The organism is Enterobacter sp. CPE_E863, from assembly GCF_046521465.1.
Classification (GTDB): Bacteria; Pseudomonadota; Gammaproteobacteria; order Enterobacterales; family Enterobacteriaceae; genus Enterobacter; species Enterobacter adelaidei.
On record NZ_JBKFZX010000001.1, the window covers coordinates 3,040,044 to 3,062,561 of the forward strand.

General features: G+C 55.9%; 16 protein-coding genes. 7 read left to right on the forward strand and 9 right to left on the reverse strand.

The window, feature by feature from the left end:
- Positions 1–59: 59 nt before the first annotated feature.
- Positions 60–2,906: a two-component system sensor histidine kinase RcsC gene (gene rcsC / locus ACLHV8_RS15010; RefSeq protein ID WP_208594212.1), complete on the reverse strand. Its 2,847-nt coding sequence runs from the start codon at positions 2,904–2,906 to the stop codon at positions 60–62.
- Between the two features lie 134 nt (positions 2,907–3,040).
- Positions 3,041–5,677 (reverse strand): DNA topoisomerase (ATP-hydrolyzing) subunit A, encoded by a 2,637-nt coding sequence (gene gyrA / locus ACLHV8_RS15015; RefSeq protein ID WP_028016271.1) that lies wholly within the window; start codon positions 5,675–5,677, stop codon positions 3,041–3,043.
- 146 nt (positions 5,678–5,823) lie between these two features.
- Here gyrA and ubiG point away from each other — a divergent pair, with 146 nt between their 5' ends.
- The 4 genes from ubiG (at position 5,824) to yfaE (ending at position 10,621) form a co-directional block, all read left to right on the forward strand.
- Positions 5,824–6,552: a bifunctional 2-polyprenyl-6-hydroxyphenol methylase/3-demethylubiquinol 3-O-methyltransferase UbiG gene (gene ubiG / locus ACLHV8_RS15020; protein ID WP_208594211.1), complete on the forward strand. Its 729-nt coding sequence runs from the start codon at positions 5,824–5,826 to the stop codon at positions 6,550–6,552.
- Positions 6,553–6,899: 347 nt separating this feature from the next.
- A complete protein-coding gene (gene nrdA, locus ACLHV8_RS15025) occupies positions 6,900–9,185 on the forward strand; it encodes a class 1a ribonucleoside-diphosphate reductase subunit alpha (protein ID WP_028016269.1) in 2,286 nt (761 codons plus the stop codon).
- Positions 9,186–9,236: 51 nt separating this feature from the next.
- Positions 9,237–10,367, forward strand: a complete 1,131-nt coding sequence (nrdB, locus tag ACLHV8_RS15030) for a class Ia ribonucleoside-diphosphate reductase subunit beta (RefSeq protein WP_028016268.1) — start codon at positions 9,237–9,239, stop codon at positions 10,365–10,367.
- Positions 10,367–10,621: a class I ribonucleotide reductase maintenance protein YfaE gene (gene yfaE / locus ACLHV8_RS15035; RefSeq protein WP_028016267.1), complete on the forward strand. Its 255-nt coding sequence runs from the start codon at positions 10,367–10,369 to the stop codon at positions 10,619–10,621. The genes nrdB and yfaE overlap by 1 nt, the downstream gene beginning before the upstream one ends.
- A 23-nt stretch (positions 10,622–10,644) precedes the next feature.
- Here yfaE and glpQ read toward each other — a convergent pair whose 3' ends face one another.
- Together glpQ and glpT are read right to left on the reverse strand one after the other, a co-directional pair.
- The gene (glpQ, locus tag ACLHV8_RS15040) at positions 10,645–11,697 is read right to left on the reverse strand and encodes a glycerophosphodiester phosphodiesterase (RefSeq protein ID WP_208594210.1); all 1,053 of its coding nucleotides are present in this window, start codon (positions 11,695–11,697) and stop codon (positions 10,645–10,647) included.
- 11 nt (positions 11,698–11,708) lie between these two features.
- On the reverse strand, positions 11,709–13,061 hold the full coding sequence (gene glpT, locus ACLHV8_RS15045) for a glycerol-3-phosphate transporter (RefSeq protein WP_208594209.1): 1,353 nt from the start codon (positions 13,059–13,061) through the stop codon (positions 11,709–11,711).
- A 256-nt stretch (positions 13,062–13,317) separates the two neighbouring features.
- Here glpT and glpA point away from each other — a divergent pair, with 256 nt between their 5' ends.
- The 3 genes from glpA to glpC are packed head-to-tail and all read left to right on the forward strand — an operon-like array spanning position 13,318 to position 17,340.
- Complete coding sequence (glpA, locus tag ACLHV8_RS15050; RefSeq protein ID WP_410376976.1) at positions 13,318–14,946, forward strand: anaerobic glycerol-3-phosphate dehydrogenase subunit A; 1,629 nt, start codon at positions 13,318–13,320, stop codon at positions 14,944–14,946.
- Positions 14,936–16,153: a glycerol-3-phosphate dehydrogenase subunit GlpB gene (gene glpB, locus ACLHV8_RS15055; protein WP_208594207.1), complete on the forward strand. Its 1,218-nt coding sequence runs from the start codon at positions 14,936–14,938 to the stop codon at positions 16,151–16,153. Before glpA ends, glpB begins: the two co-directional genes overlap by 11 nt.
- Positions 16,150–17,340: an anaerobic glycerol-3-phosphate dehydrogenase subunit GlpC gene (gene glpC / locus ACLHV8_RS15060; protein WP_208594206.1), complete on the forward strand. Its 1,191-nt coding sequence runs from the start codon at positions 16,150–16,152 to the stop codon at positions 17,338–17,340. Before glpB ends, glpC begins: the two co-directional genes overlap by 4 nt.
- Before the next feature lie 33 nt (positions 17,341–17,373).
- Here glpC and ACLHV8_RS15065 read toward each other — a convergent pair whose 3' ends face one another.
- The 5 genes from ACLHV8_RS15065 to menB all read right to left on the reverse strand — a co-directional run bounded on the left by ACLHV8_RS15065 (position 17,374) and on the right by menB (position 22,511).
- Positions 17,374–18,573, reverse strand: coding sequence for a nicotinamide mononucleotide deamidase-related protein YfaY (locus ACLHV8_RS15065; protein ID WP_028016261.1), 1,200 nt, complete (start codon positions 18,571–18,573; stop codon positions 17,374–17,376).
- 93 nt (positions 18,574–18,666) lie between these two features.
- Complete coding sequence (locus ACLHV8_RS15070) at positions 18,667–19,206, reverse strand: YfaZ family outer membrane protein (RefSeq protein ID WP_028016260.1); 540 nt, start codon at positions 19,204–19,206, stop codon at positions 18,667–18,669.
- Between the two features lie 124 nt (positions 19,207–19,330).
- The gene (gene menE, locus ACLHV8_RS15075; protein ID WP_208594205.1) at positions 19,331–20,692 is read right to left on the reverse strand and encodes an o-succinylbenzoate--CoA ligase; all 1,362 of its coding nucleotides are present in this window, start codon (positions 20,690–20,692) and stop codon (positions 19,331–19,333) included.
- Positions 20,689–21,654 carry an o-succinylbenzoate synthase gene (gene menC / locus ACLHV8_RS15080; protein WP_049006406.1) on the reverse strand — a complete coding sequence of 322 codons (966 nt, stop codon included), beginning with the start codon at positions 21,652–21,654 and terminating at the stop codon, positions 20,689–20,691. Before menC ends, menE begins: the two co-directional genes overlap by 4 nt.
- Entirely contained in the window at positions 21,654–22,511 is an 858-nt protein-coding gene (gene menB, locus ACLHV8_RS15085; RefSeq protein WP_080328564.1) for a 1,4-dihydroxy-2-naphthoyl-CoA synthase, read from the reverse strand. The genes menC and menB overlap by 1 nt, the downstream gene beginning before the upstream one ends.
- Positions 22,512–22,518 lie beyond the last annotated feature (7 nt).

A 22,518-nucleotide genomic window follows, 5' to 3' on the forward strand; every position in this document is an offset into this window, starting at 1 on the left:
ACGTGTGCCCCTCTCCCACAGGGAGGGGTGAAACGTAAAAGGCCCTTGCGGGCCTTTTTTTATATCCGCGTTTTTCTCACGCGATCCGCATAAACAGACAGTGTCTGCTTCAGCACATCCAGCGTCACCGGTTTTGATAAACAGCTGTCCATACCTGACTCCAGGCAGCGCTGTTTCTCTTCCGCCAGCGCGTTCGCCGTCACGCCCACAACCGGTAACGTCAGGCCAAGCTGGCGGATGCGCTGCGTCAGACGATAGCCATCCATATTTGGCATATTTACGTCGCTGAGAACGATATCAATATGATTTTTACTCAGTACATTCAGCGCATCCACGCCATCATTAGCCGTTTTGCACTGATAGCCAAGCGAACCCAACTGGTCGGCCAGCAGGCGGCGGTTAATCGGATGGTCATCCACCACCAGAATCATCATATCGTCATTCACCGACGCCAGAGACTCCGGTGACGGTAATCCACCCGCGCCGTCACTCTCTTCCAGATGCACTTTGTAGATGCGTGCCAGCAGGCTCATCAGCTCATGCGGCGTTGCTACGCTATGTACCCATTCTCCCGGCGCACGCTCAACCGGGATGCCGATGTGACGACGGCAGAAGAGTACCGTCCCTCTTCCCTGCCACGGCTGTTCCGGCATATCGTCGGTAATCAGCACATCGTCCACATCCGGTGTTTGACCTTCATAGCGGGACACCCTCACGCCGCTGTAAGTGAGCAGCGCAGTGAGATAGTCATTCAAAGAGGCATTATGCACCGCCAGCCAGCAGCGCTTATTGCTCAGGCCGTCAACCGTCGTTTTTGCCGGATACTGAGCCGAATAGAGCGGAATGCGGATAGTGAACTGGCTACCCATGCCGGGCTCAGTATCAACAGAGATATCGCCGTCCATCATGCTCACGAGCTTTTCACAGATTGCCAGCCCCAGTCCGGTGCCCTGGAAGTTACGCTGCACGCCGGTCCCCACCTGGAAGAACGGGTCGAACAGACGAACCACCTCTTTCGCCGGGATGCCGACGCCCGTGTCGCGCACGCGAATGCTCAGGTAATCTCCGGCCCGGCAAACGTGCAACACAATACAGCCTACATCGGTGAATTTAATGGCGTTGCTGAGCAGGTTAGAGATGACCTGCTGCAGGCGCATGGGATCGCCGTGCAGCGTCAGCGGCACGTCCGGCTCAATAAAACAGTAAAGCCCCAGCTGTTTACGCACCACCAGCGGCAGATAGTTGGCGCTGATGTGGTTCATCACCTCACGCGGAGAGAACTCACGCGGTTCGATTTTCAGCTGCTCAGACTCAATTTTGGAGAAGTCGAGAATATCGCTGATGATTTTCAGCAGCAGGCTGGAGGAGTTGTTCATCGCCGTCACCAGCCTGTCGACCCCTTTCGGCAATTCCTTCGTCTGCAACAGGTCGAGGTTACCGATAATCCCGTACAGCGGCGTTCGCAACTCGTGGCTGACGGTCGCAAGGAACATCGATTTCGACTGGCTGGCCTGCTCTGCCGCCTGCGCCATCTCCTGCAACGACTCTTCCATCTTCACGCGTGCAGAAACATCCACCAGCACGCAAATCGCCACGTTTTCATTGCGATAGCGGGAATGCACAAAGCTGATTTGCAGGTTAGTGTGCGTGCTGGTCAGCACGTCGACAAAGTTAACCTGCTGACCACAGATAATTTGCGTCAGCCTTTGCCGATCCTCATGCGTCAGCATGTTCAGGTAATTATGTGCCAGCTCATTACTCAGGATATTGGTCCCGTCCTGGGTACGCAGAATACAGATCCCCACCGGCGCCGAGGCAACAATCTTGCGGTTAAACTGCTCGTGTTCCTCCAGCCGCTGGGCGTCGCTTTCGGCAGGAATAAAGATTTTCCGCTCATACATGCGCGCCAGCGTGAACAGCGCGCCCCCCACCAGCAGGTTGAGCAGAATCGCATTCATGATAAGAATACGTATCCGCTCAAGCACCATATCCACCGGCAGCGAATAGACGATACTCAGCGACGAAGGCGGCAGGCTCTTCTTCAGCACCAGTTCGCGGAACCCCGAGGTATAACCAAACCACGATCGCTCCTGCATCCAGTGCGGATCGACGTTTAAACGGTTGTCCGGCCCGGCAAGGGAGATAAGCTGATGTCCATTTTCATCAAGAATAGTCACCCCCATTGGCAGACTGCCCGGGGTGAAGAAGTTTTCCATACGAATGGTCTGTTCAATCCCCAGCAGCGCCTGCAGGCGATTGCCCAGATACACCGGCGTCAGGGCGTAGAAATAACCCACCCCCGTGCGCGGGCCCTGGCTTATCCAGAAGATGTTATTTCCGCGCTCATCCTGCGGTGCATTGCGGTATTTCACGATGCGTTCGTGCAGGCTTTTCAACGCATCATCACGCTCGACGGGAAGATCGCGCAGGCCAAAATCCGCCACGCAGAGATTTTCACTGCCAATCAGGAACACGCGATTGAGGTCATAAGCAGCAGAAAAATTGTCGCGCCAGTAGCGCATAAACCAGGCAAGAGATTCCAGTGACCCACGCCAGGTATTGCTCATGGTGGAACAATCGGAATCCGGGAACAACGGCTGGAAGTCCGGGACTTCGGTTTTGTCGTTACGACCGCGAAGAGCAAGAATACCATTTTCCGCCGTCAGACGATTTTCAGCAATGTACTTCAGCTCCTTCATTACATCAGACGTTCGCTGAATGTAGCGCTGTGCCTGGTCGGAGCTTAAATTAAACTCCTGGCGGATCTCCGCTTCTTTCTGATGCAGCGCGTTAACGATGTAAAACACCGAGAACAATGCCACCAGCAGCCAAAGCAAGAGCGCCAGCGCCCGAAACAGATAGCGAGAAACTTTCAGCGTAGTACGAAAGGAGACGAGGTATTTCAAAGGGGCGAGGCTCCGCCGTCGGGGTCAAAAGATGTGGTTAAGGTAGCGGTAAACGCGCCTTGTCGCAACGTTGAGTTATCTGCTTCTGCAAAAGAAAAGGGCCGGAATCCGGCCCTTTTTTGCATCATGCAATATTACTCGTCAGCGTCATCCGCTGCATCGTCGTCGGTGTCGGTTTCCGGTGCGATATCATCATCACCTTCAGCGACGCTGCCGTCGATGGAATCGAGCTCTTCGTCGTCCACCGGCTCTGCAACACGCTGCAGACCCACAACGTTTTCATCTTCCGCAGTACGGATGAGGATCACGCCCTGGGTGTTACGACCCACCACGCTGATCTCAGAAACGCGCGTACGCACCAGCGTACCGGCATCGGTGATCATCATGATCTGGTCGGTATCATCTACCTGAACCGCGCCCACAACGGAACCGTTGCGCTCGGTCACTTTGATAGAGATAACGCCCTGCGTGCCGCGAGACTTGGTTGGGTATTCCCCTTCCGCCGTACGTTTACCGTAACCATTCTGCGTCACGGTCAGGATAGCCCCTTCACCGCGCGGAATAATCAGGGAAACCACAGAGTCTTCGCCAGCCAGCTTGATACCACGAACGCCCGTAGCGGTACGACCCATTGCACGGACGGCGTTCTCTTTAAAGCGCACCACTTTACCGGCCGCAGAGAACAGCATCACTTCATCCGAACCGGAGGTCAGATCGACGCCAATCAGCTCATCACCTTCGTTCAGGTTCACAGCGATGATACCCGCAGAACGTGGACGGCTGAACTCGGTGAGCGCGGTTTTCTTCACGGTACCGCTGGCGGTCGCCATAAAGACGTTCACGCCCTCTTCGTACTCGCGTACCGGCAGAATGGCGGTAATACGTTCGTTCGCTTCCAGCGGCAGCAGGTTAACGATTGGACGACCACGCGCGCCACGGCTCGCTTCCGGCAACTGGTAGACCTTCATCCAGTACAGACGACCACGGCTTGAGAAGCAGAGGATCGTGTCATGGGTGTTCGCCACCAGCAGGCGGTCAATAAAGTCTTCTTCTTTAATACGTGCCGCAGACTTGCCTTTACCACCACGACGCTGTGCTTCGTAGTCGGTTAACGGCTGATACTTCACGTAGCCCTGGTGAGACAGGGTCACAACAACGTCTTCCTGGTTGATCAGGTCTTCGATGTTGATGTCCGCGGTGTTCGCGGTGATTTCGGTGCGACGCTCATCGCCGAACTGATCGCGGACCAGCTCCAGCTCTTCACGGATCACTTCCATCAGACGTTCTGCGCTACCCAGGATGTGCAGCAGCTCAGCAATCTGTTCCAGCAGTTCTTTGTATTCGTCGAGCAGTTTTTCATGCTCAAGGCCGGTCAGTTTCTGCAGACGCAGATCCAGAATCGCCTGGGCCTGCTGTTCAGTCAGGTAGTATTGACCGTCACGCACGCCGAACTCGGGTTCCAGCCACTCAGGACGCGCAGCATCATCACCCGCACGTTCCAGCATTGCTGCAACGTTACCCAGATCCCACGGACGGGAAATCAGTGCCGCTTTCGCTTCTGCCGGGGTTGGCGCACGACGGATCAGTTCGATGATCGGGTCGATGTTAGCCAGGGCAACCGCCAGCGCTTCAAGGATGTGCGCACGGTCGCGCGCTTTGCGCAGTTCAAAGATGGTACGACGAGTCACCACTTCACGGCGGTGACGCACGAACGCGCTCAGGATCTCTTTCAGGTTCATGATCTTCGGCTGACCATGGTGCAGTGCAACCATGTTGATACCGAAGGAAACCTGGAGCTGAGTCTGGGAGTACAGGTTGTTCAGAACAACTTCACCCACGGCGTCGCGTTTGATTTCAATCACGATGCGCATGCCGTCTTTATCAGACTCATCACGCAGCGCGCTGATACCTTCAACACGTTTTTCTTTTACCAGCTCGGCGATTTTTTCAATCAGACGCGCTTTGTTCACCTGATACGGGATCTCGTGAACAATGATCGTTTCACGGCCGGTTTTGGCGTCCGCTTCCACTTCTGCGCGGGCACGGATGTAAATCTTGCCGCGACCGGTGCGGTACGCTTCTTCAATACCACGACGACCGTTGATGATCGCCGCCGTCGGGAAGTCCGGGCCCGGGATGTGTTCCATCAGCCCTTCAATGCTGATGTCTTCATCGTCGATATACGCCAGGCAACCGTTGATCACTTCCGTGATGTTGTGTGGCGGAATGTTGGTTGCCATACCGACGGCGATACCGGACGAACCGTTCACCAGCAGGTTAGGGATTTTCGTTGGCATAACGTCAGGAATTTTTTCCGTGCCGTCGTAGTTATCAACGAAATCAACCGTCTCTTTTTCCAGGTCGGCCATCAGCTCATGGGCAATCTTCGCCAGACGGATTTCCGTATAACGCATTGCCGCGGCGGAGTCGCCGTCGATAGAACCAAAGTTACCCTGACCATCTACCAGCATGTAACGCAGCGAGAATGGCTGCGCCATACGGACGATAGTGTCGTACACCGCGGAATCACCATGAGGATGGTATTTACCGATTACGTCACCAACGACACGGGCAGATTTTTTGTAGGCTTTATTCCAGTCATTGCCCAATACGTTCATGGCGTATAGTACGCGACGGTGTACCGGCTTCAGGCCATCGCGGACGTCCGGCAGCGCACGGCCAACAATGACCGACATCGCATAGTCCAGATAGGAGCTCTTCAGCTCTTCCTCGATGTTAACCGGTGTAATTTCTCTCGCAAGGTCGCTCATCTAACCGCTATCCCTCTACTGTATCCCGGATTCAAAGGTCGCAAATTATAACACAGCCGAGGTGATTGAGGTAAACCTATACGCTTTATTCACAGGGATTGCCTGATATACTCATTCGTCTTGCTAAATAAGGAGTAAAAGCGCCCATGAATGCCGAAAAATCCCCGGTGTCTCACAACGTTGACCATGAAGAGATTGCCAAATTTGAAGCGGTGGCGTCCCGCTGGTGGGATCTCGAGGGTGAGTTCAAACCTCTGCACCGTATTAACCCGCTGCGTCTGGGCTATATCGCTGAGCGTTCCGGCGGTCTGTTCGGTAAGAAAGTGCTCGATGTCGGTTGCGGTGGCGGTATCCTGGCAGAGAGCATGGCGCGCGAAGGGGCTACTGTCACGGGTCTGGACATGGGCTTTGAGCCGCTGCAGGTTGCCCGTCTCCATGCCCTGGAGTCCGGCATAAAGGTAGAATACGTGCAGGAAACCGTGGAAGAGCACGCGGCCAAATATGCGCATCAGTACGATGTGGTGACCTGCATGGAGATGCTGGAGCACGTTCCCGATCCGCAGTCCGTAGTGCACGCCTGCGCAAAACTGGTGAAACCGGGCGGCCAGGTCTTCTTCTCGACCATCAACCGTAATGGTAAAGCCTGGCTGATGGCCGTCGTCGGCGCAGAGTATGTGCTGCGCATGGTGCCGAAAGGGACACACGACGTGAAGAAATTCATTAAGCCTGCTGAGTTACTGAGCTGGGTTGACCAGACGTGGCTTAAAGAGCAACACATCACCGGTCTGCATTTCAATCCATTGACCGATAAATTCAAACTCGCACCGGGCGTAGATGTTAACTATATGTTGCATACAACCGCCAAAAACGACTAACGTCATCTGTTATTCTTATAAAGATTGCGCGACATCATGTTGCGCAATTCTGACCGCCCGTTGAAGAAATCAGCACTCGATCAAATTTTGAATTTTTTTTCTTAATTATTGACATGTCTTCCAGGCCTTACGGTACGAGGACTTACGCTTTTTTACCCTTTCACAACCTCAATTTAACGTCAAAATCAACCCTTGTGCTGAAAAGAATCGATACTAGAATACTCACCATATAGCGTTTTTCTTATCGCAAACCCCCTATATGTAGTATTTATCCACAGAGTTAGTCACAAGACGGATCTGTGGATAAACGGGGGATATTTTTTATTTCACGGACAGGTAAAACCCACATGAATCAGAGTCTGCTGGTGACAAAGCGCGACGGTACCACCGAGCGTATCAATCTGGACAAAATCCATCGAGTTCTCGACTGGGCAGCAGAAGGACTGAACAACGTATCTATCTCCCAGGTTGAACTGAAATCTCACATCCAGTTCTACGACGGCATCAAAACGTCTGATATCCATGAAACCATCATTAAAGCGGCGGCGGATCTGATCTCCCGTGAAGCACCGGATTATCAGTACCTGGCTGCACGCCTGGCCATTTTCCACCTGCGCAAAAAAGCCTACGGCCAGTTTGAGCCGCCTGCGCTTTACGATCACGTAGTGAAAATGGTTGAGCTGGGCAAATACGACACGCATCTGCTGGAAGACTATACGGAAGAAGAGTTCGAGCAGATGAACGGGTTTATCGATCACTGGCGCGACATGAACTTCTCCTACGCGGCGGTGAAGCAGCTCGAAGGCAAATACCTGGTTCAAAACCGTGTGACCGGTGAGATCTACGAAAGCGCCCAGTTCCTCTATATTCTGGTGGCCGCTTGCCTGTTCTCTAACTACCCACGTGAAACCCGTCTGGAATACGTGAAGCGTTTCTATGATGCGGTATCCACGTTTAAAATTTCTCTGCCTACGCCAATCATGTCTGGCGTGCGCACCCCTACCCGCCAGTTCAGCTCCTGCGTGCTGATCGAGTGTGGTGACAGCCTGGATTCTATCAACGCCACCTCCAGCGCCATTGTGAAATACGTTTCCCAGCGTGCTGGTATCGGTATCAACGCCGGTCGCATCCGTGCTCTGGGCAGCCCAATTCGCGGCGGTGAAGCATTCCACACCGGCTGTATCCCGTTCTATAAGCACTTCCAGACGGCGGTTAAATCCTGCTCTCAGGGCGGCGTACGCGGCGGTGCTGCGACCCTGTTCTACCCGATGTGGCACCTGGAAGTGGAAAGCCTGCTGGTACTGAAAAACAACCGTGGCGTGGAAGGCAACCGCGTGCGTCACATGGACTACGGCGTACAGATCAACAAATTGATGTACACCCGTCTGCTGAAAGGTGAAGACATCACCCTGTTCAGCCCGTCCGACGTCCCTGGCCTGTACGACGCGTTCTTCGCTGATCAGGATGAGTTCGAACGCCTGTACACCAAATACGAAAAAGACGACAGCATCCGTAAACAGCGTGTGAAAGCGGTAGACCTGTTCTCTCTGATGATGCAGGAACGTGCCTCTACCGGCCGTATCTACATCCAGAACGTTGACCACTGCAACACCCACAGCCCGTTCGATCCGGCTGTTGCGCCAGTGCGCCAGTCTAACCTGTGCCTGGAAATCGCCCTGCCGACCAAGCCGCTGGACGATGTTAACGACGAAAACGGTGAAATTGCGCTGTGTACGCTGTCTGCGTTCAACCTGGGTGCGATTAAGAGCCTCGACGAGCTGGAAGAGCTGGCCGTGCTGGCGGTTCGTGCGCTGGATGCCCTGCTGGACTACCAGGATTACCCAATCCCGGCCGCTAAACGTGGTGCAATGGGTCGTCGTACCCTGGGCATTGGCGTGATCAACTTTGCCTACTGGCTGGCGAAAAACGGCAAGCGTTACTCTGACGGCAGCGCCAATAACCTGACCCACCAGACGTTTGAAGCTATTCAGTATTACCTGATGAAAGCGTCCAACGAGCTGGCGAAAGAGCAAGGTGCGTGCCCGTGGTTTAACGAAACCACTTACGCGAAAGGCATTATGCCGATCGATACCTACAAAAAAGATCTGGACGCGATTGTCAGCGAGCCGCTGCATCTGGATTGGGAAGGCCTTCGCGAATCCATTAAGACTTATGGCCTGCGTAACTCTACGCTCTCTGCCCTGATGCCGTCTGAGACCTCTTCGCAGATCTCTAACGCCACCAACGGTATCGAGCCACCTCGCGGCCACGTCAGCATTAAAGCGTCGAAAGACGGTGTTCTGCGCCAGGTGGTGCCGGATTACGAGACGCTGGGTAACAACTACGAGCTGCTGTGGGAAATGCCGAACAACGACGGCTACCTGCAGCTGGTTGGGATCATGCAGAAGTTTATCGACCAGTCGATCTCTGCAAACACCAACTACGACCCAACGCGCTTCCCGTCTGGCAAGGTTCCGATGCAGCAACTGCTGAAAGACCTGCTCACTGCCTATAAATTTGGCGTGAAAACCCTGTACTATCACAACACCCGTGATGGTGCAGAAGACGCGCAGGACGACCTTGTACCGTCAATTCAGGACGATGGCTGCGAAAGCGGCGCATGTAAGATCTAATAAAGGGCGGGGATTTCCCCGCCTTTATTTCGTAAGACAGGACTCCAATTCATGGCATACACCACCTTTTCACAGACGAAAAACGACCAGCTCAAAGAGCCGATGTTCTTCGGCCAGCCAGTCAACGTGGCACGCTACGATCAGCAAAAATATGACATCTTCGAAAAGCTGATTGAAAAGCAACTCTCCTTCTTCTGGCGCCCGGAAGAGGTTGACGTCTCCCGCGACCGTATTGATTACCAGTCGCTGCCGGATCACGAAAAACATATCTTCATCAGCAACCTGAAGTACCAGACGCTGCTGGACTCCATTCAGGGCCGCAGCCCGAACGTGGCGCTGCTGCCGCTGATCTCCATTCCGGAACTGGAAACCTGGGTGGAAACCTGGGCGTTCTCTGAGACGATCCACTCCCGTTCTTACACCCATATCATTCGCAATATCGTTAACGATCCGGCGGTGGTGTTTGACGATATCGTCACTAACGAGCAGATCCAGAAACGCGCAGAAGGCATTGCCCACTACTACGACGAACTGATCGAGATGACCAGCTACTGGCATCTGCTGGGCGAAGGCACCCATAACGTGAACGGCAAAACTGTTACCGTGAACCTGCGTGCGCTGAAAAAACAGCTGTATCTGTGCCTGATGAGCGTCAACGCGCTGGAAGCCATTCGCTTCTACGTGAGCTTTGCCTGCTCTTTCGCCTTTGCTGAACGCAAGCTGATGGAAGGTAACGCCAAGATCATCCGTCTTATCGCCCGTGACGAAGCCCTGCACCTGACCGGCACCCAGCACATGCTGAACTTGCTGCGCAGCGGCGTGGACGACCCGGAAATGGCGGAAATCGCCGAAGAGTGCAAACAGGAGTGCTATGACCTGTTCGTGCTGGCGGCCCAGCAGGAGAAAGAGTGGGCAGACTACCTGTTCCGCGACGGCTCCATGATTGGCCTGAACAAAGACATTCTGTGCCAGTACGTTGAGTACATCACCAACATCCGTATGCAGGCTGTCGGCCTCGACCTGCCGTTCCAGACGCGCTCCAACCCCATCCCGTGGATCAACACCTGGCTGGTATCGGATAACGTGCAGGTTGCGCCGCAGGAAGTGGAAGTGAGTTCTTACCTGGTCGGTCAGATTGACTCCGAAGTTGATACTGACGACCTGAGCAACTTCCAGCTCTGATGACACGCGTAACGCTACGTCTTTCTGGCACCGAAGTGCTGTGTCAGGAAGAGCACCCTTCTCTGCTGGTGGCGCTTGAGGCGAACCAGGTGGCGGTTGAGTATCAGTGTCGTGAAGGCTATTGCGGCTCCTGTCGCTGCCGTCTGGTGACAGGTCAGGTGGACTGGCTGACCGAGCCGCTGGCCTTTATCAGTGAAGGGGAAATTTTGCCCTGCTGCTGCCGGGCAAAAGGCGATATCGAGATCGAGATGTAAAAAAGGGCCTTACGGCCCTTTTTCTATTTTAAGAACGTCACTGCTTTATCCGGGAAATCCGTAAACAGTCCGTCCACGCCCGCCTGGTTATACAGCACGTCGTAAAGCTGATTCACGTCCGTGGCATACGGCGGCAACTGGTCTGCACGCACCGTGTACGGATGGACCTGCATCTTGCTGGCATGCGCCTCTTTCACCATCGCCGTCAACTTCACGTGCCCAGGCGTTGAGCCTTCCGCCACCAGCATGTGATAATCCGGCCCGATGCCATCGGCGTACTGCGCTATCTGCTTCATCGCACCCGGCTTAAACATCCAGTCGTAGTTGTAGTTCACCCACTTCCCGTCCGGCTGCTTCTCCTGGGTTTCGTTCCAGTCGGTATAGGCAATCAGCTGCACCAGATTGAGATCCATCCCCCTCTTCGGCTCCAGCTCGGTTTTGATGCGCTTCAACTCAGCGGCGTCAAAACACTGCAGATACACCTTGTCCTTCTTGCTGGTGTATCCGTACTGCTTGAGTACGTCCAGCGTTTTGGCCGCAATGTCTTTCCCTTCCTGGTGGTGGAACCACGGCGCTTTGATTTCCGGGTAGATACCGATATTTTTACCGGTTGAGTGGTTCAGCCCCTGAACAAACTCAATCTCTTCCTGGAAGGTATGGATCCGGAAGTCAGATTTGCCCATCGGGAAGCGTCCCGGATAGACCTGCACCTTCTTGCCGTTTTCGATCTCAAAGCCTTCGGTAAACTTCAGCGAGCGAATTTCCGCCAGCGTGAAGTCGATGGCGTAGAAACGGCCATCTTTGCGGGCGCGGTCCGGGAAACGCTCCGCCACGTCCGTCACGCGGTCAAGATAGTGGTCATGCAGGACGACCAGCTGGTCGTCCTTCGTCATCACCAGATCCTGCTCCAGGTAATCCGCGCCCTGCGCATAGGCCATCGCTTTTGCCGGGAGCGTATGCTCCGGCAGATAGCCGCTTGCGCCGCGGTGGGCAATAACGATTTTATCTGCCGCCAGCGCGGAGCCTGTCATCAAACCGGCTAGCAGCAGACCGGTGGCTAACTGAGTTAATTTCATCGCAATGCTCCTTATTGACGACGCGCCAGCACTTCAGCGTGGTGACGTTTTTCGCCGATCATCACAACAACCAGCAGCAGTACCGCCAGCACGCTACCGCCAATCATCACCATAAAGCCGCCGTCCCAGCCGAAGAAGTCAACGGTATAGCCCACAATGGCGCTTGCCGCGACCGACCCGCCGAGGTAGCCAAACAGGCCGGTAAAGCCTGCCGCCGTGCCCGCCGCTTTTTTCGGCGCTAGCTCCAGCGCATGCAGACCGATCAGCATCACCGGGCCGTAAATCAGGAAGCCGATGACGATCATGCAGGCCATGTCCACACCCGGGTTGCCCGGCGGGTTGAGCCAGTACACCACGGTAGCGATGGTCACCAGGGTCATAAAGAACACGCCTGTCGCACCGCGGTTACCTTTAAACACTTTGTCCGACATCCAGCCACAAAGCAGCGTGCCTGGGATCCCGGCATATTCGTACAGGAAGTAGGCCCAGGAGGATTTATCCAGCGCGAAGTGCTTCACCTCTTTCAGGTAGGTTGGCGACCAGTCGAGGATGCCGTAGCGCAGCAGGTAAACGAACACGTTCGCCACCGCGATGTACCACAGCAGCTTGTTCGGCAGGACGTACTTCATGAAGATCTGTTTTGCAGTCAGCTCTTCTTCGTGCTCCTTGCTGTAATCATCCGGATAGTCGTTTTTGTACTCTTCGATCGGAGGCAAACCGCAGGACTGAGGCGTGTCGCGCATCAGCGCGAAAGCGATAATCGCCACGACGATAGCACCAAAAGCAGGCATATAGAGCGCCGCGTGCCAGTCGTTGAACCAGGCCATCCCCAACAGGAACAGCAGCGGTGGAATACCGCCTCCCACGTTATGCGCACAGTTCCATACCGACACGATGCCGCCACGTTCCTTCTGCGACCACCAGTGCACCATGGTGCGTCCGCATGGTGGCCATCCCATTCCCTGGAACCAGCCGCAGAGGAACAGCAGCACGAACATGATGGCAATACTGGAGGTTGCCCACGGCACAAAGCCCATAAACAACATCACCGCTGCCGCCAGGATCAGACCGGCTGGCAGAAACACACGCGGGTTCGAGCGATCCGACACGGAACCCATGATGAATTTGGAAAAACCGTAGGCAATCGAAATTCCCGACAGCGCGAACCCTAAATCCCCCCGCGAAAAGCCCTGCTCCACCAGATACGGCATGGCGAGGGCGAAGTTTTTACGCACCAGGTAGTACGCCGCGTACCCGAAGAAAATCCCCAGGAAAATTTGCCAACGCAGACGACGGTATAGCGGATCAATTTCTGCCTCAGGCAGACGCGCACGATGCGGCGCGGGTTTGAAGATACTGAGCATGACAGCCTCCGTGGCCATGTATTGAATTTACAGGGGTTTTACTGCCCCATACTCCAGAGAGGCGGCGATGTTAAGAAATCACGGTGATTGTTACTGTGAATCAACGCACAGATTGTTACAGAAATATGACAGAATGCGCAAAAAAGCGCATGAAATCACGTTTCACTTTCGAATTTCGCTCGTTTGTGTTCGAAATCAAACAAACCATAGTTTTCATGTGGCTAAATGGTAAAAAAACGAACACAGAGGGATGACAATGACAATTCACGATCCACGCTACAGCGATGTGATTATCATTGGCGGCGGTGCGACCGGTGCCGGCATCGCACGTGATTGCGCACTCAGGGGGTTGAGCGTCACGCTTCTGGAGCGCCATGATATTGCGACAGGCGCCACCGGGCGCAATCATGGCCTGCTTCACAGCGGTGCCCGCTACGCCGTTACCGATGGCGAATCGGCTCGTGAATGTATTGCCGAAAACCAGATCCTGCGACGGATTGCTCGCCACTGCATTGAACCTACAGACGGCTTGTTTATCACGCTTCCCGAAGACGATCTCGCCTTTCAGGCTACCTTCATTACCGCCTGTCGCGCGGCGGGGATTCAGGCCGAGGCCATTGACCCGGCCCTGGCGCGGCGCATTGAGCCCTCCGTCAACCCGATCCTGACAGGGGCGGTAAAAGTGCCAGACGGCACGGTTGATCCCTTCCGCCTGACGGCCGCCAATATGCTTGATGCCCGCGAACATGGCGCGCACATCCTGACCGGGCATGAAGTGACCGGGCTTATCCGGGAAGGTCACCGCGTCCGTGGCGTGCGGCTTTTTAATAAGCAATATAACGAACACAGTGAACTGTATGCTTCCGTGGTCGTCAACGCAGCGGGGATCTGGGGGCAGCGGATTGCGGAGTATGCAGACTTGTCCGTTCGCATGTTTCCGGCAAAAGGCTCGCTGCTGATCCTCGACCATCGCATCAATAACCATGTGATTAACCGCTGCCGTAAACCGTCTGATGCCGATATTCTGGTTCCGGGCGATACCATTTCATTAATCGGTACCACCTCAACCCACGTGGACTATAGCGAGATTGATTACAACCGCGTCACTGCTGAAGAAGTGGAGATTCTGCTGCGTGAAGGGGAAAAACTGGCCCCGGTGATGGCGCAGACCCGGATCCTGCGCGCCTACGCGGGTGTGCGTCCGTTGGTTGCCAGCGATAACGACCCAAGCGGGCGTAACGTCAGCCGGGGCATTGTGCTGCTCGATCATGCTGAACGCGACGGCATGGAAGGGTTTATCACCATCACCGGTGGCAAACTTATGACCTATCGTCTGATGGCCGAATGGGCAACCGATGCCGTCTGCCGCAAACTGGGCAACACCGAGCCGTGCAAAACGGCAGAACAGCCCCTGCCCGGCTCACGTCAGTCTACCGAGAAGACGCTGCAAAAAATTATCTCCCTGCCCGCTCCCCTGCGCGGTTCGGCCATCTATCGTCATGGTGACAGGACGCCGGTCTGGCTGGGTGAAGGCCGGCTTAGTCGCAGCCTGGTCTGCGAGTGCGAAGCCGTAACCGCGGGCGAAGTACAATATGCGGTGGAAAATCTGACCGTCAATTCTCTGCTCGATCTCCGCCGCCGCACCCGGGTTGGAATGGGGACGTGTCAGGGTGAATTGTGCGCCTGCCGTGCCGCCGGGTTATTGCAACGCTTTCATACCACCACCGCGACCCAGTCGCTCGATCAACTCAGTGCTTTTTTAAACGAGCGCTGGAAAGGTATTCAGCCTGTCGCCTGGGGCGATGCTCTGCGTGAAAGTGAATTTACCCGCTGGGTCTACCAGGGGCTTTGCGGTCTGGAGAAGGAGCAACACGATGAAATTTGATACCGTGATCGTCGGCGGTGGGCTGGCGGGTCTGCTCTGTGGCATCAAACTCACAAAACAGGGGCTACGCTGCGCCATTATCACCCGGGGTCAGAGCGCCCTGCACTTCTCGTCGGGCTCGCTGGATCTGGTGGACGAAACGTACCGAGAAAAACTTCCGCCAGAGCACCCTTATCACCTGACAGGCGCGCAGCATATCGATCGCTTTGCCCTGGAAACCGAAGCGCTACTGGCGGATTGCGGCGCTCGTCTGCAGGGAAGCGCCAGGAAAAATCATCAGCGTGTTACACCACTCGGCACCCTACGCTCCGCCTGGCTCAGCCCGGAGGAGGTGCCCGTTACCCCGCTCAGCTCAGCGCGTGTGCGGGTGGTAGGTATTAGCGGTTTTCTGGATTTTCAGCCCCATCTCGCGGCGGCATCACTTTGTCGCCAGGGGGTAAACGCTGAAACAGCAGAAATAGAGCTGCCTGAGCTTGATGTCCTGCGCGACAACCCGAGTGAGTTTCGCGCGGTGAATATTGCCCGTTTTCTTGATCATGAAGAGAGATGGCCGCTGCTGTATGAGGCGCTCAAACCGCTTGCAGAAGGGTGCGATGCGCTGTTTATGCCCGCCTGCTTTGGCTTAAACGACAATCGACTCTGGCGCTGGCTGTCCGATCGACTGCCCTGCACACTCGGTTTACTGCCGACGCTACCCCCGTCGGTTCCCGGTATTCGCCTGCATACCCAGCTCCAGCGCAAATTTGTTGCGCAGGGTGGCGTCTGGATGGCGGGTGATGAGGTGAAAAAAATCACCCTGACTGACGGGGAAGTGAGCGAAATCTGGACGCGCAACCACGATGATATTCCGCTTCGCGCCCGCTTTACGGTGCTGGCAAGCGGCAGTTTCTTCAGTAACGGGCTGCTGAGCAGTCGGGACGGCATCCGCGAAGCCATAATGGGCCTGGATGTCCGGCAAAGCGCCTCCCGCGCGGACTGGTATCAGAGTGATTTCTTCACGCCGCAACCCTGGCAACAGTTCGGCGTCATTGTCGATAACCACCTGCACCCGCAGCTTTCGGGTAAGTCAGTCAGGAATCTCTTTGCTATCGGCTCGCTTCTTGGCGGATATGATCCTATCGCCCAGGGCTGCGGTGGCGGGGTCTGCGCCGTCACGGCGCTGTATGTGGCAGAGCAAATTAGCCAGCGCATGGAGGCTGAACAATGAGCGATACCCGTTTTGAAAGCTGCATTAAATGCACGGTGTGTACTACCGTCTGCCCGGTCAGCGGCGTAAATCCACGTTATCCTGGTCCGAAACAGGCCGGGCCGGACGGTGAGCGTCTGCGTCTGAAGGACGGCAAGCTGTATGATGAGGCGCTGAAGTACTGCATCAACTGCAAACGCTGTGAAGTTGCCTGTCCGTCGGATGTCAACATTGGCGATATTATCCAGCGCGCCCGGGCGCGTTATAGCACGCAAAAGCCATCATTGCGGGATGCCATTCTCAGTCACACCGATTTGATGGGGAGCATCTCGACGCCGTTTGCCCCGCTGGTGAATGCCGCGACCGCGCTCAAACCGGTGCGCCAGCTGCTGGATACGACGCTTAAAATAGACCATCACCGCAGCCTGCCGAAATATTCTCACGGTACCTTCCGTCGCTGGTATAAATCCGTCGCGGCGCAACAGGCGCAGTATGCCGAACAGGTGGCGTTCTTCCATGGCTGCTATGTGAATTACAACCACCCGCAGCTGGGTAAAGATCTGCTTAAAGTGCTGAATGCGATGGGGACGGGCGTTCAGTTACTTAGTAAGGAAAAATGCTGCGGCGTACCACTGATCGCCAACGGATTTACGGATAAAGCGCGCAAGCAGGCCAAAAGCAATGTCACCTCACTGCGTGAAGCCATCGTCGACAAGGGGATTCCGGTGCTGGCCACCTCGTCTACCTGTACCTTCACCCTGCGAGATGAGTACCCGCATCTGCTGGACGTGGATAACACCGGGCTGCGTGAGCACATTGAACTGGCAACACGCTTCCTGTGGCGCAAACTGGATAGCGGGCAGACGTTGCCGCTGGGAAAATTGCCGCTGAAAGTGGTGTATCACACGCCCTGCCACATGGAAAAAATGGGCTGGTCGCTCTATACGCTTGAACTGTTACGCTTAATTCCTGGGCTGGAGCTGACGGTGCTGGATTCCCGCTGCTGCGGTATTGCGGGAACGTACGGCTTCAAAAGTGAAAATTACGAAACGTCACAGGCGATTGGCGCCCCACTGTTCCGTCAGATTGAGGAAAGCGGCGCGGATATCGTGGTAACCGACTGCGAAACCTGCAAGTGGCAAATAGAGATGTCCACCAGCAAGCGCTGCGAACATCCGATCACCTTACTGGCGAGGGCTCTGGGCTGAACATGGCCGGGGCGAGAAGCCCCGGTCAGTGTTTTACTCAACGAACAGCGACTCGACAACGTTTATCCAGCCGTGCTCGCTGGCAACCTCTTTGCCATTCAACCAGCGGCGCAGCATGTTCAGCGCCATCATGGCGCAAACTTCCTGCCGTATCGCCAGACTGTGGCGGGTGATACTCATTTTTACCCTCAGGGCATACGTGCCTTCCGGTGTCGCCAGCGCAAAGTTCAGGTATTCCTCATCCAGCCCACCGACAAACAGCGCCAGCCCGGCAAAATGTTTTACCCTTCTTTCAGAAGCCCAACGGGCGGTCTGCGCCAGCGTCTCCTGCTGGAACGGCACCACTTCGCTGGCCAACAGCGGCGCATTGACGCGCGACAGCTGCAGCGCCAGCAGGCCGCCGGTGAACTGCTCGCTTAAGGTCACGCTCAGTTGACGAGACTGCAGCTGCTTCGCAATCTGCGCGGGCAACCCTTCCGTCCCTTCAAAGATCAGGCTTTCACCCGCCACACGCTGCACCTCAGGCCAGAGTGCCAGCATCGCCGCTTTCTGCTCTGCAGGCCCCGTCAGCTTGAGTTCAATGATTGGCATGGAGGACCGATACCCCATTGATACGTCAGGCGGCAGTTGCAGGTGATCAAGACTCTGGGCCAGGTCGCTTTCCGAGCGGCCAAAAGTGGTCAGACGCAGGCAAATCGGGGGTTCAGGCAGGGTAAAACGATCGCGAAGGCGCGGCAGGATCTGCTGCTCGACCATCACTTTAAATTCTGAGGGTACGCCCGGCGTGAAGAACATCAGGCAGCGGTTCAGCTGCATGGCAAATCCACATGCGGTACCGACCGGGTTGTCAACCAACTCAGCGCTGGCGGGAATTTCAGCTTGTTTGCGGTTGCTGGGTGCCATGACGCGGCCACGTTCGGAGAAAAAGCGCTCCATCTGCGAGAGCCACGCCTCGTGCAGCACCAGCCCTTCACCTTTTGCTGTGGCGGCGGCCAGTGCGCTGAGATCGTCACTGGTGGGGCCAAGTCCGCCATTCACAATCAGCACGTCACACTGTTCGCTGCGCTCACGCAGGATATTGACCAGTGACTCAAGATTGTCGCCCACCGTGTTGCGGCGCGTTAACGGTAATCCTTGCTCAAAGAAAAGATCGGCAAGCCAGGCAGCATTGGTGTCGATAATCTGTCCATGCAGCACTTCATCGCCGGTGGATAACATCTCCACGTTAATCATTATGTTCTCCCGCTTAAATGGTCAAAACACTATAACGCAAACGCAGGATGGAGAAGAGAGAAACTGGCGCGACAGAATGCCGCGCCGGAGTGATTAGAAACCTGCGCTGACGCCCACGTAAGGGCCATCGGCCAGCGCGTTGTCGCGGTTGCCGTCTTTACCGGCCAGGTTCAGGTAGCGATAGCCTGCTTCGATGGTAATTGGACGCATGATGGTCCAGCGCGCACCGGCGTTGGCTTCTTCATAGCTTTCAATGCCGCTGGAGAGCGAGTCCGGGGAATAGTAATACTCACCAAACAGACCGAAGCTGTCGCCAATTTTCCACTGCAGACCGCCACCCACTGCCGCCGCATAGCCTTCATCACCGTCGTTCGGGTTGGTATAAATACCTTTACCGCCGACAGTGGCCAGGAACGGACCAAGAGGAATGTTCAGACCCAGGCCAAGGCTGGCTGCGTCGCCGTCGTCATCGTTATGTGTCCAGCCACCGGTCATTGCCAGACCAGAAGTCTCGGTGCCCATGCCAAAGCCCAGGTGGGTGTAATCCTGACCCGCCGAGCCGTTAATGCTAATGGCGTTTGCCGCCGCAGAAACAACCATCAGGCCGAAGCCCAGTAATGCCACTTTTTTCATTGTCGTGATCCCGCACAATTATTATAAAGAAGTCCCAAAACCGCGAGATTTTAACCGGAGTCTCCATGGGATCAAGCACTCTGCGTGCGGCAAGTCGGTAGATTGTAACTATTTGAAACGGCTACTATCCCTTAAGCGATGCATTCACCCACTGTTGCAGCGCGCGACGGGAGACCTTAATGCCGCCATTTTTGAGCTCAGTCGGCAACACTAGCCACCGGACGGGTTGCTGAAAACGCGCCAGTTTATCCCGGACCCAGTCAGGTAAACAGGTGATATCCGTTCCCGGTTCACACTCCACCACGGCTACCGGGCGCTGCCCAAACTCGGCATCGTCCAGCGGGACGATAAACACCTGGTTAATTTGCGGATGACGGGCGATAACCCGCTCAAGACTTTCAGGCTGGATCCCTTCTCCGCCGCTAAAAAAGAGGTTGTCCATACGCCCCAGAATTGTCAGCCGGTCATCATGCCATTCACCGCGATCGCGGGTCGCGAACCAGCCCTGCTCATTCGTCAGCAGGATCAACACCCCGTCACGCCAGTAGCCTGAGGCCATACTTTGCGCTTTGATCCAGACTTCACCGTCAACCACCTGCACTTCTCTGCCCGGCAGCACACCGCCCACATCCGGCTCGCCGTCCGCCTCTTTCGCACAGACTGTTGAAGCAAACTCCGTCAAGCCATAGCCACAGAAGGTGCGAACGCCCTGTTTTCGCGCTTCCTCTGTCAGTTCAACAGGTATTGCCGCTCCGCCGAGCAGAACGGCTTTCAGCGCAATATGATGCTGAGTGTTAAGCAGACGCCAGAGCTGTGTCGGTACCAGAGAAGCGTGGGTACAGCCCTGCAGTGCCTGCTCAAGCGGCTGCTTTTCGCGAACGGTTAAACGTGCCCCGGCCTGCAACCAGCGCCATAAAATCCCCTGACCGGAAACATGAAACAGCGGCAGCGAAAGTAACCAGTCATCCTCATCACCGTAGGGCATCAGCGCCAGCACACCGCGCGCGCTGGCAAGATGGGCTTCGCAGGTATGGACCGCCGCTTTCGGCAACCCGCTGGAGCCGGAGGTCAGCGTCATGGAGGCCAACCGCGCCGGTTGCCACGTAACGCGATGTTCGCCAGCATGCTCGTACATGTTCAGGACGGGAAGATCGTCGTAGATGCCGTCCAGCACCAGCGCAAAGCGCAGGGTCATCTGCGGAAGCAGAACATCCAGCAGATGACGCGGCAACTGCGGGTTAACGGGAAGAATGCGCGCCCCGCACTGGAGCAGTGCCAGCCATGCCGTCAAGGTTTGCGGATGATTATGGGCCAGCAGCAGCACACCGTCGCCCTCTCCGACGCCCTGCTGCTGAAATCCTGCCGCAAGACGGTCGACACGCGCACATAGCTGTTGCCAGGTAAGCACCTCATCGTTCAGCCTCAGCGCCGGCTTATCGGCAGCCTGCGCACACCAGTGCCGCCACGGCCAGTCGGTAAAACTCATCGCAATGGCTCCAGCGCCTCAACGTCGAGGCACGGCAGCGGACTGTCCGGCCACTGGCGAATAAGCTGAGCCTGCATCAGGTTTAGCGTGTCGAGACCTGGGATCGTGTCTGGCGTTAACCAGGCAGCGATACGTGCCAGTTGGGTCAGCCCAAGGCTGGATTCGATGGAGGAGCTGATCACCGCCGTCAACCCCAACGCATGTGCCGCTGCGACCTGCTCGCGCACTTTCGCCAGACTGCCGGTCAGCGTTGGTTTAATCACTACCGCGCTGACGCCGGGCTCGGCGACAAATTCAAAATCCGCTTCGCGCAGGCTTTCATCCCAGGCGATGGCAATCCCCGTTTCGCGGGCAAACGCACGCGAATCATCGCGGGTTTTACACGGTTCTTCCAGGAAGGCAATGCGACTGCGGTATGCCGGATTGACGTACTTCGCGAATTGCTGCGCCTTCAGTGGCGTCCACGCGCGGTTAGCATCCAGACGCAGATGCAGATCCGGGATCGCTTCCAGCAGGAGGTTAGCGACCATTCCATCTCGCACCGCTTCGTACAGGCCAACTTTGATTTTCGCCACTTTCTCACCGGGCATGGCGGAAAGCAGGGCGAACAGTTCGTCCGGATCGCCGGTGCAGAGCGGTGCCGCACGGTAATTAGCCTCTTGAGGCAAACTACCGTCGAGCTCAGCCAGCGCACAGCTAATGCCAAAAGCCACGGAAGGAACGTCCGGCAACGCCGGATCCGCTCCCTCACGCCACTCTCCGGCCCACGCCAGTAATGCAGACTGCGCGTCATCCAGCGACTCAAGGCTAAAGCCCGGCAGAGGTGAAACCTCCCCCCAGCCTTCCCGCTCACCCTGCTGCAGATGAACGAAGAAGCCGTCACGGTTTTTTAACCGCCGTTCACGCAGTACCACACCCGCGTCCATCGGTATCTGCCAGCGGTAAACCTGCGCGCGACGCATTACGGGTTCCGTTTGTATTTGCTGAAATCTGGCTGGCGTTTTTCGTTAAACGCGTTGCGCCCTTCCTGACCTTCTTCGGTCATGTAGAACAGCATCGTGGCGTTGCCCGCCAGTTCCTGCAGACCCGCCTGACCGTCACAGTCGGCGTTCAGCGCGGCTTTCAGGCAGCGCAGCGCCATCGGGCTGTTTTGCAGCATTTCACGACACCAGCGCACGGTCTCTTTTTCGAGATCGGCAATCGGTACGACAGTATTGACCAGCCCCATATCCAGCGCTTCCTGAGCATTGTACTGACGGCACAGGAACCAGATTTCGCGGGCTTTTTTCTGCCCGACAATGCGCGCCATGTAAGAGGCACCCCAGCCGCCGTCGAAAGAGCCCACTTTCGGGCCAGTCTGGCCGAAAATAGCGTTCTCTGCGGCAATCGTCAGATCGCACATCATGTGCAGCACATGACCGCCACCGATGGAATAGCCTGCCACCATCGCCACGACCGGTTTTGGACAGGTACGGATCTGACGCTGGAAATCGAGCACGTTCAGGTGGTGTGTACCCGCATCATCCTGGTATCCGCCGTAGTCACCGCGCACTTTCTGATCGCCACCGGAGCAAAACGCTTTGTCACCTTCGCCGGTCAGAACAATCACGCCGATGTTGTCGTCATAGCGCGCATCTGCCAGCGCCTGGATCATCTCTTTCACGGTCAGCGGACGAAAGGCGTTACGTACCTGTGGACGATTGATGGTGATTTTAGCAATGCCGTCTGCGGATTTGTGGTAACGGATGTCGGTATAACCTTCGGAGCAGTCTTGCCATTCAACCGGAGCATAGAGCATGTGTTCATCAGGATAGATCATAGAGAGT